Here is a 15,126-nt window from a genome sequence, read left to right as displayed (position 1 = left end):
GAAAAACATTACTATAAATGTGGTAATTTTAGTAACGGATGTAGCTAGATCAACCTAAAATAGCCATCACCCTTTCTTCATCCTCTTCATCAAGCTCAATTCCTGCGTTGACAAATGGTATTACTCCTTCATCTGAAGTATATGTTAATAAAATTTTAGGCAATGGACCCAAAGCATCAGTATTAATATGTCTGAAAATGGGTTTTAAAAAGAACAAACTCTCATTAGACTTCGATAGAAAATCATTATCATGACTAGTAAATGTAAAGCCTAAGTCAGATGTTTTTGTACCAATTTCTTGTAAATACCTATGGAGAGTATATTTCTTTTTGTGGGATGATATTTCATTTAAAGCTTCAAAAAGTTTTTCTTCTTCTTCCGAATCATTTAGAGGAACAAAAAGCATTTTATCTTTTTCAGTGTCATGATATTTCACATCGTAATCTAATTGAGCAATAGCTTTATTGAAACTTTCTTTGTCGAAAAATAACACTTCATAATTAAGGTATTCATATTCATCACCTACATATTTAATAAATTGTTGCAACAGCTCAGGGTCAGATATGTATTCAATTTCTCCCGTAAAAAGATTCTTTTCTACAACAAAAGAGATGTATAAGTGAACCTCTTTGGAAACTGAAATTCTATTAGCATCAGTACTATCTTCATTTATCAGCTTTTTTGAAAGTAATACCTCTATAAAGTTTTCAGAAGGAAGAAGTTCTTGGACATGGGGATCCTGCTTAACAATAGAAGCAGGGTAGATTTTCATTAAAAGTTGGATGAGTTTGCTATTAATCATAATACTTTAATATTGTTGAATTAAAACCGTATGATCTTCTTATTTTAATTTTAAAAGTCTTTTTTGAAAGCTGTTAGATACAATAACATTATGAAGAAAATAGTTATGAATTTTTAGTCAGTTTGCCATTTTTGTACACTAATAAATAGAATAAGAAGAAAGAGAAATGAAGTTTACATTTCTGTTTTTTTTAATACAGAGCAAAGATAATTATGGATTTTATAATAGGGAGAGATGACTTTTATTTATTAAATCTATCTTCTAGTAGTACAAAATTTTGTTGGAAAATTAAAAAAAATACACTCGGCCAGAAATCATTGCTTAGGTTAACTCTAACCGAAATAAAATCATTAAAAGTAAAGCACAGATTAGTATTTCTTGAAAATTACCTATAAATTAACAAACTGTTAACTATATTTCATGTATATGAACAATTTCATGACCCAAATTTTTAAAAACCGTGAGGTTGATTTCTAAATTGTGAAAGGAAAAATTGTTTATACAAAAGCTAATAATGATGAAAAAAGATAAAAAGAAAAAGACTAAAGTAATCAAATTGAAAGCCTCTGATTTGAAGAAAAAAAATAAAAAACTAGCAGCCAAGAAAAAGGAAGCAAAGTTAAAAGCAAAAAAGAAAGAGGAGAAAATCAAAGCCAAGAAAAAGGCGGTTAAAAAAGAAGCCCAAAAAGTAGAAAAAGCAAAGGCAAAGAAAAAGGCAGCGAAGAAAGTAGCAAAGAAGAAAGAAAAGGTGAAAGCGAAAAAGAAATCTTCTAAGAAAAAAGCCAAAGCAAAGAAAAAATCTGTCAAGAAAAGTGCTTAACAGTACTAATATAAAAACTCCTTCAACCGATGTTATAATATCAGTTGAAGGAGTTTTTGTTTAATTGAAATGCTTATTTAGAGCAATATAGTGGGCCAAATAATGAATCAGATAGATATGTGTGTTTTTGTTGATCTGATTCAGTTTCTGAATTCTTTGATTTTTCATATACATAAGAGTTCCCTGTAAGCCGAGATGATGTGCAAGAATTACCTTCAGATAATCTTCTTCTAAATAATCAAGATGATGCATAAAATACTGAGCAACAGCATGAGTACTCGCCATTACACATTCTCTTTTATCAGCATTGTCATAAATCAATCCCAACTCCATAGCGGTATCGTATTTAAACTGCCAAATTCCTTTTGCTCCAGTACGGCTTTCTGCCTTTGGGTTCATATGACTTTCAAGCGCTGCGACATACTTCAAATCTGTATGCAGCTTGTACTTTGAGAGAATGCCATTGACATTAAAAATAGACTGATTCACTTGACTCAAGTATTCATGGTAAAACTTCTGTGATTTGGTTAACGAAAGATACTTCTGAAGAATTCTTTTCTTTCCATCTTCATCAATTAAAATCACCTGATTAGCCACAACAATACTGTCAGGGATGGTAGTAGTGGCCATTACGCCACATGATAATAAACTAAAACTAATGATAAGGGGTACTAATTTATTCATCAAAAAAACACTTGGTTTAAAAAGTTTACATCACTCTCAACAAGTCAATTTTTAAAATAGTTCAGCCTTATAGCAAAAAGTACAGATGAGGTATGGTGTAATGTATCCTTATTGCTTGAAGCATGCAATAGTAGAAAAGTAATATATTGTGTAACGTTTTAATTATTCATTGTAATATTTTTATGAATAATTACATCTTACTTATTTTATTTCATTCTTATTTAAGTGCAATAATGAGATGTAATGATGAACATAGTTTGAATTCTTTTTTAAAAAAAGATAAACCTTACAATATTTCATCTTAAAAGTCTCCTTCTTGAAATCATATGATTACATTTGGATATGAGAAAACTACAACTTTCATTACTATTAATTTTTATAGTAACAGCTTGCCATATTAAACCCCAAACTTTAGATGTACAGGGGCACAGAGGATGTAGAGGTATTTATCCTGAAAATACAAATGAAGCATTTTTAAAAGCACTGGAAATAGGGGTGACTACTTTAGAAATGGATGTGGTAATTTCCAAAGACAAAAAAGTAGTGGTATCACATGAACCTTATTTTTCACATGAGATCGCTATTAAACCTGATGGGCAAAAAGTAACAAAAGAGGAGGAACTTCAGCAGAACCTTTACCAAATGAATTATGAGGAAATCAAAAAATATGATGTTGGCTCAAGAAAACATCCCCGTTTTCCTAATCAGAAAAAAATCAAAACTTACAAGCCTCTTTTAGGTGAAGTGATTGAAAAAGCAGAAGCATATGCTGATTCAAAAGAAATTAAAAAGCCATTTTACAATATTGAAATCAAACGAGGACCTCAGTATGATAATATCTATCACCCAGAAGTCGAAGAATTTGTACAGTTGGTATTAGACAAAATCAATCAATACAAAATCAAAGATAGATTGACAATACAGTCCTTTGATGTTGGGGCTTTACAAGAAGTGAAAAAAGTAGCACCAGAGATTCAGACCGTACTACTTATTGAAAATGAAAACTCTTTTGAAGAAAACCTTGAACTATTAGGTTTCGAACCCAACGTTTACAGTCCGGATTTTAAATATGTGACTTCTGATCTAGCTACAAAATGTCATCAGAAAAACATTAAACTGATACCTTGGACGGTAAATGATGAAGATGATATGCAGGAAATGATCCATCTTGGTGTAGATGGTATCATTACAGACTTTCCTCTGCGTCTAAATAATGTTATAGAAGAGGAAGGAATCAAAAGACTGTAATTTTGTGTTGTATTTCAATTTTACTTCTGTCTCTGATGTACAAATGCTAAAAATAGTTGATAACTAATTTTGTATTAGTACTTAATACTTAATTCACTACATTTGTATCACTTTAAAAACAAACATACAACAATGGCAAGTTTAGAGTGGAAAACAATTAAAGAATACGAGGAAATCACTTTCAAGGAATTGAATGGTGTGGCTCGTATTGCTATTAATAGACCGGAATGTCGTAATGCATTCACACCAAAAACAGTTGATGAAATATGGGAAGCACTTATTATTTGCCATGAAAGTCAAGAAATTGGGGTCGTATTAATTACAGGTGAAGGACCGTCTCCTAAAGATGGAGGATGGGCTTTCTGTTCTGGTGGTGATCAGCGCGTAAGATCAAACACAGGTTATAAAGGTACAAATGGAGTGAACCGTTTCAACATCTTGGATGTACAACGTCAAATCCGTTTTATGAATAAAGTAGTGATTGCTGTCGTGCCAGGTTGGTGTGTAGGTGGTGGTCACAGTTTGCATGTAGTGTGTGATATGACTCTAGCAAGTAAAGAACACGCTCAGTTCAAACAAACTGATGCAGATGTAGCAAGTTTTGACGGTGGTTTTGGTTCAGCTTATTTGGCAAGACAAGTCGGCCAAAAGAGAGCAAGAGAAATCTTCTTCCTAGGTGCCACTTACACTGCTCAAGAAGCTTACGAGATGGGTATGGTCAACAAAGTTGTTCCTCACGATGAGTTGGAGCAAGAAGCCTATGACTGGGCGCAAGAGATCATGACTAAATCTCCAACTGCCATCAAAATGTTGAAATTCGGATTCAACTTAATCGATGATGGATTAGTAGGACAGCAAGTTTATGCCGGTGAAGCAACACGTTTAGCTTACGGTACAGAGGAAGCTGTGGAAGGTAGAAATGCTTTCTTGGAGAAAAGAAAAAGAGATTTCTCTAAATTCCCTAAATTCCCGTGATCCATTCATTAGATCATTAAATATGAAAAGGCCTCATTTTAAATTAATTAAGATGAGGCTTTTTTTTGATCAAAAATTACAGAAAAGGTGATTATTTGGACAGCTGTAATAGAGTATTGTTTCTTGGATTACAAATGCTAAATAATATTAAAGGCGCTAGACTTGGAACATAAGTTGTCTTTCTATCTTTTACTTAAGATATCTGATGATTAACCTTTATCAAATTACTGTTATGAAATATAAGCTATTTCACCTTATTCCATTATTCTTTCTTTCAACTCTTGCTTTTTCTCAAAATGACTTTTACAAAGAGTTGGCAGATTCAACCATGACGCTCACCCAACAAGATGTAGTGTACGATCCATCTTATTTTAGTATTGATTACCCCAATGGAGATGTTCCTGCTGATAAGGGAGTTTGTACTGATGTAGTGATTAGAGCATACAGAAAATTAGGAATCGACCTTCAAAAAGAAGTACATGAAGATATGAAAGCCCATTTTAGTAAATACCCAAAAATGTGGGGACTTACAAGAACGGATAAGAATATAGATCATAGGAGAGTACCAAATTTAATGACCTTCTTCTCAAGGTTTGGTACCGAATTACCAATCACAGAAAATGCCAGTGATTATAAAGCAGGAGATATTGTCTGCTGGGATTTTGGAGGTGGACTCAAACATATTGGAATCGTATCTACAGAAACCACTTATTTTTCCAAAAGACCTATGATCATTCACAATATGGGAAGCGGACAAGTATTAGAAGATATAATTTTTGAATATAAAATTATAGGGCATTACCGATACCAGTAGGGGCAGACCTGCGTGTCTGCCCACCGCACCACCACAAAAAACATCACAGAACCACGTAGGGGCGGACATATGTCTCCGCCCACTGTACCACAAATAATTAATATTAAATCAAAAAATATGTGTTTTAGGCTTTGATATAATTAATGTGTTCTTGTAGTTCGTATTGTTTTTTAAAAATGGCTATTGTTGTGGTACAGCGGGCAGACACGCAGGTCTGCCCCTACGTGATGATTGTATTTTCAAACGCTTTGACCTCAAATAACTTCACATAATCTAGACCATATGTTTCATTCATTTTGATACGAATACTAGTCGTTTTGATTTGATCGAAATTAAATTTAATACGTCTTGTTTGGTTGTTATCTAGCGAACCTAGATCCACCCATTTACCTTCAATTTTTGCTTGAAGAGAAAGGGATTTTAAAAGTTCAGGAGGTACCTTATCAGTATAGATCTTTTTGTTGTTGTAGTTATTTCTCATCATGATATTCATTTTTACATTCGTATCACATTTGACAATAACAGAAGAAAGATCAACAGGTGCTTCCCAATCTATATTAACAGTGGCAGGGAGAGAAGTGGATGCCCAGTGATGTTCTTTACCGTTAAAATCTCTTGACCAGCCATCATTGAGTAGGGAGGCATTTCCCGATTTAGTACTTGAGGCAGTGATTTGAAGAGCTTCTTTTACTTTGTCATTGGTATCCACTGAAGGATGATCAGGAATAAAAGCGTCATTGATTAAAAGCTTTTCTTGCAGTGTTTTGATGTGTTTTTTGTAGATACCTCTAGGGTTGGTTTTGTGATTTACACACATAGCCGCCGCTGTTCCAGTTGCTTGCCCCATTAAGGCACAAGTGGCCATCACTCTAGTGGAAGATAATGCAATATGGGTTTGACTTATATTTCTTCCGCTGAATAAGAGGTTGTCTATATTTTTAGAATAGAGGCTTCTGAAGGGGATTTGATAGATTTTTTTAAAGTGATAATGAAAGTAACTTGGAGGTTCTTCTAGGTTTTCAATACCACCCGGATTGTGTTCATCCAATGACCAACCTCCGTAAGCAACGGCATCATCGAAATGATGATGATCTACAAGGTCTCTTTCAGAAAGGATATGATCACCCATAAAACGCCTTGATTCTCTACGGCCAGGTACAGATCCAATCCATTCCAATGCGTAATTTTCGGTTCCTTCATATTCTCCCGAATTTTTGATATAATCCCATACACCATGTACATAACCCATGAGTTTTTCTTGAATCTCATTTTGATCAGCAATGATGTCATTTTGAGAACCAACTTCCACCCACCAATACCCTTCATTAAACGAGCGGACTTTTCTTTTAGGATGTGATTTTTTCAAGTCAAAAGGAATAGCAAAAGAAGGTGGAGTATAAGGAGTAGGTTTTCCCATATCTTTTCCAGCTATTAATAAACTAGCACCCATCTGCCACCCATCAGCTTCTTTAGGAGCATATTTTTCATTGAATTCCGATCCCGCTTCCCTTCCAGTTCTATATTCTGCACCAGCAGTAGCGGCCAATAATCCATCACCCGAGCAGTCTATAAACTGTTCAGCCGATATATGAAATTCAGTTTCTGTACTCGTCTGCCAGCAAATGGCTTTTTTAATAGTACTTCCTTTCATTTCCACATTGATGGCTTGTGTATTTAAAAGCAAATCAAGGTGAGTTTCACGAATTACAAAATCATAGAGTACATGATCCCAAACCGAAAATGATTCTTGAGGATTTAAAAAGCGGTTGTGTAATAATATTTCCTCAATCAAGCCAGTTTCCCTTTCCGGAATCCAATCGGGTTGGAGGTGGTTTACTCCATTGACCAAAACCCTGATTTCACTAGAAGCATTGCCTCCTAAAACAGAGCGGTCTTGTACTAAAAGTGTTTTTACACCTTCTCTGGCAGAAGCAACAGCGGCACAAATCCCAGCCATACCTCCGCCAATAACGACTACTTTGTAATTTATATTTTTAAAACGTTCTGGCGTGCCCTTTTCACCATTGCTCAGTTGTTGCCAATTGTCTTTACTACGGTTGCTCACTAAACCATGACCAGGGCTTTTATCTTTTGCTTCAAGGTTTGCACCCGTAAGTAATAACCCAGAAGCTAACGATCCTTTAGCTCCGGACTTTAAAAAATCTCTTCTTTTCATAATTGTGGTTTAAAAGTGTGTTACAAAAAATCACAGATGAAAAACAACTGTGATTTATACTTATTATAACTACTTGGAAATTTGTTGATGTATATATAAGTACAAACTCAAAACTATCTCATACTAATTCTATTTATTTTTTGCGATTACTTCCTTCAAAAAACGTATTAATAGAACCACTATTAATACGTTTTTTAGCGTTGTACTCACAAAAAATAGATTAGAATTAACTATGATTTATTTTTGACTTTGTACTTAGTTTATTTAAATTTCTTTTCCTGCTTTATTTCCTTCCCATCCTTTATTCAATTGTTCCATTAATTCAGCTACAATTTCAGGAGAAGAAGAGGCGATGTTTTTAGTTTCAGTTGGATCATTTTTGTGATCATACAACTCAACAAAAAGGGGAGCTTCATTGGGTTGCTTACGGTTTTTCCAAACCACCAAACGATAGTCTTTATTACGCATAGCATATCCCATAATATCGTTTTCAAATAATGCCCTGTCCCAGTCAGCTTTCATTTGATCTTTAATTTTTTGCTCAACCTCTTCAATCAACGGCCCAAAGTATGTTTCTCGCATTCCTTTAGAAAGAGGATTGGCCGCCCATTCTCTTAAAGCAGGTGTAGGGTATTGGCTGAAAACAGCTTTTTTCCAAGGTAAATTAGGCTGATCCAATAAAGGAGCAAAAGATTGTCCTTCTAAGTGTGAAGGCTTATCAAGACCTGCTAAATCACAAAGAGTAGGGTACATATCCACCAATTCCACTAAAGCGTCAGAAGGAACACCTCTGCTTTTTTGATCGGGAGTCCATACCATTAATGGTACTCTTGTAGCGATCTCATAATTGGTAGCTTTACCCCAAATTCCCATTTCACCTAAGTGATAACCATGGTCAGACCACACCATAATGATGGTATTATCCAAAACACCTTCTTTCTTCAGTGCTTGAATAACTTTACCAATTTGAGCGTCTACATAACTTGAAGTCGCTAAATAAGAATGAATCAAATCAACAGCGAGATCATCACCAATTTTTCCTTTATTAGGGATGTTTGCCCTTGTTCTTAATTCAAAAGAAGCATGTAGTCCCATAGCAGCACCATTTTCTGGCGCTTCCGTTTGAGTACTCACTTTGATTTGATCTCTATCATATAAATCCCAATACTTTTTCGGAGCCACAAAATTTAAATGAGGAGATATAAACCCTAATCCCATAAAGAAAGGCTTATCTGGGGTTTCAGTGATCATTTGTTTGATATTGGCAATGGCAAGATCAGCATTCATACCGTCAATATAGGTGTTGTCAGGAACATCTACACATTCAAAAGCAGGTCCCATTCCTAAACCATACTTGGCTTCTTTGCCATATTTAGCAATCATCTCAGCCTTATTCTTCTTGAAAATTTCTTGATTTTCCTTCAAAGCATAACCACCTACAAGGCCTTTAAATTTATAACCGAGTAATTTCTTGTCAGGCTTTTTTGACCAAGACTTTTCAGGATCATTGTATTTTGCATGATACACTTTACCACAGTTCATGGTCTCATAGCCATTTTCTTTAAAGTGCTGTGGAAGGGTAATAATATCAGGATTTTCATCTCTGAAATAAGTGTAGTTTTCAATGACATTAATAGTTTCAGGTCGAGCACCTGTCATCAAACTTGCTCTCGAAGGACTGCAAATAGCCTGTTGACAATACGCTCTATTAAATTGTAACCCTTGAGCAGAAAGCTTATCCAGATTTGGAGTAACGGCAATACTATTATCATAGCTACCCATTTCAGGCCTAAGGTCATCAATAGAGATAAAAAGGATATTAGGTTTCTTTTTCGTTTTTTGCTTGTTGCTGATAGACGTACACGACGTACAAATCATTATAAAACATAGAAGTTGAAATAATCTATTCATAATTATAAAAGTAATAACAGTTTCATTCCATATAATTTTTTGATACCCAAAATTAGATTCAAAGTAAGGAATCAACTTTTTTCTTGCTCAATGAGATGTTTCTTTGCGTAAAAATTGAACGGAGCATTACAATTAATAAGCTTTGAGTGACGTCTGTGGTCACTTTGTCGGAGGTTAAGAAAGTAAATTAGCTTTTTGATTACATTTCATCATTATGTAGGGGCAGACCTATTTGTCTGCCCGCCGAACCACCACAAGAACCATATTCATAATGAACCCTGTATGATTACATAAACCACGACAAGAACCATGATAAATTTAATATTCATTCCCATGAAAAACGGTTTCGGTTGAAATGCCAATTCGATTTCCTTTTTAAAAGAAGATATATGGGTTTTCAAATGGATATTGGGTGGTGCGTGTTGTGGTACAGCGGGCAGACACATAGGTCTGCCCCTACGGGAGTACTTAATATTTAAAAAATGCTAAAAACAAAAGATTGTATACACAATTTATTTAACTTAATGTGTTCGTTTATGGACATTTTTTAAGGATGCTTTAGGCTTTTAAAAGAAGTCTAGCTATTTTCATGAAATAAATTTTACTAACCGTACCACAATGAGTAAACCACTAGGGAAAATCCTTGTAATAGATGATAATGAAGACATTTTGCTGGCTGCAAAAATGTTGTTGAAGAAACAGGCAGATTTAGTTCAGGTAGAAAGCAACCCTGGCAAGATTCCGTTCTTATTGAAGAATGACTCTTATGATGTGATTCTTTTGGATATGAACTTTACAAAGGATACCACAAGTGGAAAAGAAGGTTTTCATTGGTTGGAGCAGATTTTAGAGATTGATCCTAACGCGGTTGTTGTAATGATTACTGCTTATGGCGATGTTGAAACGGCTGTAAATGCGGTGAAACAAGGGGCAACTGATTTTGTGTTGAAACCTTGGAACAATGAAAAATTGATTGCAACGCTTACTTCTGCTGCACGTTTGAGGAAATCATATGATCAGGTGAAGGTGTTGAAGGAGGAAAAGACACAACTTTCATCTGCTTTAAGTAAAACTGGAAGTGGTGAAGGTATTGTGATTGGTGATAGCCCTGCAATGAAGAAGGTTTTTGCTCTTATTAGTAAGGTAGCTAAAACAGATGCCAACATTTTAATTTTAGGTGAAAACGGTACGGGTAAGGAAGTAATTGCAAGAGCGATTCATGAGCAATCTCTTAGAAATGAAAAGGTATTTATTGGAGTAGATATGGGATCTATTTCTGAAACGCTTTTCCAATCCGAATTATTTGGTCATAAAAAAGGTGCATTTACAGATGCCCGTGAAGATAGAGCAGGTCGTTTTGAGATTGCCAATAAAGGTACTCTGTTCCTAGATGAAATAGGTAACTTACCAATGACTTTGCAGTCTAAATTATTGACTGTTCTTCAGAAAAGAGAAGTGACAAGAGTAGGTGATAACCGACCGATCAGCATTGATATTCGATTGGTTTGTGCAACCAACATGCCGGTATATGAAATGGTAGAGAATAAGGAATTCCGTCAGGATTTGCTTTATCGTATCAATACGGTGGAGATTCACTTGCCACCTTTAAGAGATAGAATAGAGGATATACCTTTATTGGTATCTCATTTCTTAGAAACATATGCAAAGAAATACAGAAGAGGACCTTTAAAAGTGGCTTCTTCTACTATGAAAAAACTACAGAAATATTATTGGCCGGGTAACGTAAGGGAATTGCAGCACGCTTTGGAAAGAGCTGTAATTATGGCGGATAGTGATACCCTTCAGCCAATGGATTTCACGTTCTTAGTAGAAAAAAATAAAGAAGAGGAAGAGTTCGATTTATCTGAATTCGATTTAGATACTGTGGAAAAGATGATGATTCAGAAAGCAGTAAGTAAATACTCTGGAAACATCTCTAAAGCTGCAAAATCACTTGGTTTAACAAGAGCCTCGCTGTACAGAAGACTCGAAAAACATGGTTTATAAACAATTCAAACTTCAGGTTTCACTTAGAGTTTTTCTTCTCGTTTTAACTGCAATTGCCTTGAGTTTCTTTTTACTGAAGGAATACTTGGCAACAACCATCTTTATTTTTGGATTGCTTGCGTATCAAGTATATCTATTGATTCAGAAATTAAGTGGTATTGCTTTTGAAATGAAGAAGTTTTTAGACGCTATTAACTACGACGACTTTACACAAACTTTTTCTGTGAATGCCTCTGGCGATATTCAAAATGAACTCAATAAATCATTGGCCTCTGCATTGGACCGCTTCAAAGAACTTAGATCCAATAGAGAGTCTGATTTGATGTTTTATAAAAGTATCGCACAGCATGTTGACTCAGGTTTAATTGCTTTTGATCCTTCGGGAAAAATTGTCTTTTCTAACCTGACCACAAAAAGGTTTTTTTCTGGTATAAAAACCACTAACATTCTGGATTTTAAAGATTCGTTTCCCTCTCTATATGCAATTTTCACGAGCGATGATGATATAGAAAGTTATCAAAGTGAATTGAAGGGGAAATACAATGTAGATAAGGTTTTGATTCAAAAAATGACTGTCTATGTGAAAGGAGAAGTAATCAATATCTTTAATATCACAAGGGTAGCAGAGGAATTGGAGAAAGTAGAAATCAAGGCATGGGAGTCATTAATTACTGTTTTGACACATGAAATTATGAATGCCATGGCTCCAATTTCGTCATTGAGTGATACAGTAAGTGCAGAGTTAGAGTATATAAAAGAAGGTATTTTAGAAAGATCTGAAATACCTACTGCAGAAGATTTCGAAGATTTAAATTTAGCTTTAAATACCATTCAGCAAAGAAGTCATCAGATGTCAAAATTGGCGGAAGACTTCAGAGTAATGGCCCACTTGAGAGAGAGTGAACCTCAGCATATCAATCTGGGTGAACTTTGTAAGGAAACACTCATTCAGTATGAACCAATCGGTATCGAAAAAGGTATTGAGATTGAATTGGATATTCAAGTGGAAGGCCTAATGGTTACTTCTGATCCTCAGCAACTGAGTGAGGTGATCCAGAACTTAATCAAAAATGCCTTGGAAGAATTGGAAGGCAAGGAGAAAGGCAAGGTGACGATTATTTGTAAACAAGATGATCAAACCAACCGACCTGTTTTACAGGTGATAGATAATGGTTCTGGTATTGAAACCGATGCATTGTCAAGAATTTTTGTTCCTTTCTTTACCACGAAAAAAGGACATACAGGTATTGGTTTAAGTTTGTCAAGACAAATTATGAGAAATAACAAAGGTCGATTGACAGTTATTTCTTCGATTGATGAAGGCGCGGAGTTTACGGTTTGGTTCTAATAAGTATTCTGTCGAAATTAACTTATATCTAGTTTTCTATTTAGTTTTTGTGAGTATGAAGTTAAAAAACGCATTAATAGTGGTTCTATTAAAAGTTTTTTAGATGAAATAATCGTAAAAAATAATGATAAATAGTATAAGCTAATTTCGATAGAGTACTTATCATAATAAATTTATACAATGGCCCGCTAAGGTGTAGTAATATAACTTCCTAGCGGGCCATTTTTATAACTTCTGATTTCAAGAATTGCTCTAAAGGTATTTTTGTAATTCAGCTTGTTCTCTTTCAGCATCATATTTAGGGTTAGGCTGAGTAGGAATTTTACCATCTCTTTCTTCTAGCCACTCCTGTAAATACTTATACATTTTATCAGCTCGCTTAGTGTATTTATCTACTAAATTATTACGTTCTGAAGGATCTTCAACCAAATTATAAAGCTCCATTTTTTGGTCTTCATAATAATAGTGCATTTTCCAATCTCCTTGTATCACCACAGACCCAGGTCGAGTTCTAAATAAAGCATCTCTAGCATCATCACCACCTTTTTCATATGCTTGTAAATAAATAGGGAAATGATAGACTAACGCCCGTTTTTTATCAAATTTACCTTTTCCAGTTAGTAAAGGAGCAATCGAATTACCATCTAAAGCGTAACCTTCAGGAATTGTACTATTCGTAATTTCTGCTAACGTAGGCAAGAAATCGAGCTGTGTTACTTTCGTGTCAATCTTTTTTCCTGCTTCCCAATGTCCCTTCCACTTAAAAAGCATTGGTACTTTTAATCCACCTTCATAATAAGAACCCTTTCCAGCTCTTAAACCTAACTGATGTGATATTGAGTAAATACCTCCGTTATCTGAAGTGAAAATGACGATTGTATCATCAGTTAATTTTAAATCTTCAAGAACTCCAAGTAAACGCCCTATATTCCAGTCTGTATTTTCTACTAATGCAGCATAATGTGGATTAAGTGGAGCCCCATCTAATTGTTTCTTTCCTTTATATTTTTTTGCAGATCCTGGCTTAACCATAAGAGGAGTATGTACTGCATAGTAAGGTAAGTAAATTAAAAACGGCTGTTCTTTTTTTCTTTCATTTTTTAAATAATGAATTACCTCATTTGTTATTCTATCAGTTAAATATTCTCCCTTTTCACCATCCGTTAAGTTAGAGAGTTTATAGGGGCTAATATAAGAAGGAGGGTGCCCTTGATGACTCGTTCCTCTAGCATAATCAAAACCATAATCTTCAGCTTTTCGACTGACATGCCACTTACCAAAGGCGGCAGTTTGATATCCATTTTGCTTAAAAATATTTCCAATGGTCAAAGCCTCTTTTGGTAAATGAGCATGATTCTCAATAGGCTCAATTTTTCGTGTGTAATCTTCTCCTCTTGTAGAAGGACCAACAGTATAAATACCATGTCGGGTGGTGGTTTGTCCAGTAAGCAAACAAGCTCTTGAAGGAGCACAATTGGCAGCACCAGCATACCCATTCATAAAAATCATACTTTCTTTTGATAGTTGATCGATATTTGGAGTGCGGTAAACATCATTGCCCATATACCCAACATCAGTCCAACCCATATCATCAACATTGATGATTAAAATATTAGGTTTTTTTTCTTTATGTGAATCCGAAAAACAAGGTGTAATTATTAGCAGTTTAATAATCACCAAAAAAAATCTTTTATTCATACTTTTAAAAAATATAATTGTAGTCAGTGTCTTTAGATGAATATCTAATGTAAAAGTATCGATTTTTAGTAAGTATGATTAATTCCTATCTTGCAAAACTTTCATAATGGAATAGGTTGATACATATGAGCGTTTTGATTAAATGATATTTTAGGACAATTTTATCATTAAAACAAAAGAAAGTATTAATCTATATTTTGAAAGATGAAAATAGAAGTTACTTCAGCACCAAGTAAAGAAGATCTTAAAACCATCAGCAAAGGCATAGAAAGCTACAACCAAAACTATATTCCAGATGAAGTTGTATTTGAAGAAGACACCAAGTTTGCTGTTTTTGTGAAGGATGATGAAGGTAAAGTGTTAGGTGGAATAAGAGCATGTGCATTCTGGAATTATTGTATCATTGAATTACTTTGGATTTCTGAAGAAGCTCGTGGTATGGGAGTGGGAAGTAAGCTGATGTCTGCTGCAGAGCAATTTGCAATGGATAAAGGTTTTGAATATATGCGTACTGAAACATTAAGTTTTCAAGCCCGTCCTTTTTATGAGAAACAAGGATATGAAGTTTATGGAGAATTGAAAGATTATCCTAAAGGACATACTACTTACTGTTTGGTGAAAAAACTCTAAGAATAGTGATAAA

General features: G+C 34.6%; 12 protein-coding genes. 7 read left to right on the top strand and 5 right to left on the bottom strand.

Annotated elements, in window-relative coordinates:
• Positions 1-49 precede the first annotated feature (49 nt).
• Positions 50-802: a hypothetical protein gene (locus HHU12_RS11815; protein WP_169656951.1), complete on the bottom strand. Its 753-nt coding sequence runs from the start codon at positions 800-802 to the stop codon at positions 50-52.
• Between the two features lie 514 nt (positions 803-1,316).
• Here HHU12_RS11815 and HHU12_RS35040 point away from each other — a divergent pair.
• Positions 1,317-1,622 carry a hypothetical protein gene (locus tag HHU12_RS35040; protein ID WP_205959861.1) on the top strand — a complete coding sequence of 102 codons (306 nt, stop codon included), beginning with the start codon at positions 1,317-1,319 and terminating at the stop codon, positions 1,620-1,622.
• Between the two features lie 60 nt (positions 1,623-1,682).
• Here HHU12_RS35040 and HHU12_RS11805 read toward each other — a convergent pair whose 3' ends face one another.
• The gene (locus HHU12_RS11805; protein ID WP_169656950.1) at positions 1,683-2,306 is read right to left on the bottom strand and encodes a transglycosylase SLT domain-containing protein; all 624 of its coding nucleotides are present in this window, start codon (positions 2,304-2,306) and stop codon (positions 1,683-1,685) included.
• Between the two features lie 342 nt (positions 2,307-2,648).
• On the opposite strand from HHU12_RS11805, the gene HHU12_RS11800 reads away from it, so the two are divergent.
• From HHU12_RS11800 to HHU12_RS11790, 3 genes are all read left to right on the top strand, one after another.
• Positions 2,649-3,554 (top strand): glycerophosphodiester phosphodiesterase, encoded by a 906-nt coding sequence (locus tag HHU12_RS11800; protein ID WP_169656949.1) that lies wholly within the window; start codon positions 2,649-2,651, stop codon positions 3,552-3,554.
• A 132-nt stretch (positions 3,555-3,686) separates the two neighbouring features.
• The gene (locus HHU12_RS11795; RefSeq protein ID WP_169656948.1) at positions 3,687-4,529 is read left to right on the top strand and encodes a 1,4-dihydroxy-2-naphthoyl-CoA synthase; all 843 of its coding nucleotides are present in this window, start codon (positions 3,687-3,689) and stop codon (positions 4,527-4,529) included.
• 232 nt (positions 4,530-4,761) lie between these two features.
• A complete protein-coding gene (locus HHU12_RS11790) occupies positions 4,762-5,343 on the top strand; it encodes a DUF1287 domain-containing protein (protein WP_169656947.1) in 582 nt (193 codons plus the stop codon).
• Positions 5,344-5,563: 220 nt separating this feature from the next.
• On the opposite strand, the gene HHU12_RS11785 is transcribed toward HHU12_RS11790, so the two are convergent.
• Together HHU12_RS11785 and HHU12_RS11780 are read right to left on the bottom strand one after the other, a co-directional pair.
• The gene (locus HHU12_RS11785; protein ID WP_169656946.1) at positions 5,564-7,519 is read right to left on the bottom strand and encodes an FAD-dependent oxidoreductase; all 1,956 of its coding nucleotides are present in this window, start codon (positions 7,517-7,519) and stop codon (positions 5,564-5,566) included.
• 264 nt (positions 7,520-7,783) lie between these two features.
• Positions 7,784-9,430, bottom strand: coding sequence for a sulfatase (locus tag HHU12_RS11780; protein ID WP_169656945.1), 1,647 nt, complete (start codon positions 9,428-9,430; stop codon positions 7,784-7,786).
• Between the two features lie 618 nt (positions 9,431-10,048).
• On the opposite strand from HHU12_RS11780, the gene HHU12_RS11775 reads away from it, so the two are divergent.
• On the top strand, positions 10,049-11,437 hold the full coding sequence (locus HHU12_RS11775) for a sigma-54-dependent transcriptional regulator (RefSeq protein WP_169656944.1): 1,389 nt from the start codon (positions 10,049-10,051) through the stop codon (positions 11,435-11,437).
• Positions 11,427-12,785 (top strand): sensor histidine kinase, encoded by a 1,359-nt coding sequence (locus tag HHU12_RS11770; protein ID WP_169656943.1) that lies wholly within the window; start codon positions 11,427-11,429, stop codon positions 12,783-12,785. The genes HHU12_RS11775 and HHU12_RS11770 overlap by 11 nt, the downstream gene beginning before the upstream one ends.
• A gap of 252 nt (positions 12,786-13,037) precedes the next feature.
• Here HHU12_RS11770 and HHU12_RS11765 read toward each other — a convergent pair whose 3' ends face one another.
• Entirely contained in the window at positions 13,038-14,483 is a 1,446-nt protein-coding gene (locus tag HHU12_RS11765; RefSeq protein WP_169656942.1) for a sulfatase, read from the bottom strand.
• A 204-nt stretch (positions 14,484-14,687) separates the two neighbouring features.
• On the opposite strand from HHU12_RS11765, the gene HHU12_RS11760 reads away from it, so the two are divergent.
• Complete coding sequence (locus HHU12_RS11760) at positions 14,688-15,113, top strand: GNAT family N-acetyltransferase (protein WP_169656941.1); 426 nt, start codon at positions 14,688-14,690, stop codon at positions 15,111-15,113.
• Positions 15,114-15,126 lie beyond the last annotated feature (13 nt).

It is taken from the genome of Flammeovirga aprica JL-4, assembly GCF_012844305.1.
Taxonomy (GTDB): Bacteria; Bacteroidota; Bacteroidia; order Cytophagales; family Flammeovirgaceae; genus Flammeovirga; species Flammeovirga aprica.
Note: the sequence above shows the minus strand (reverse complement) of the source record. Positions and strands in the feature narration are given on the sequence as shown.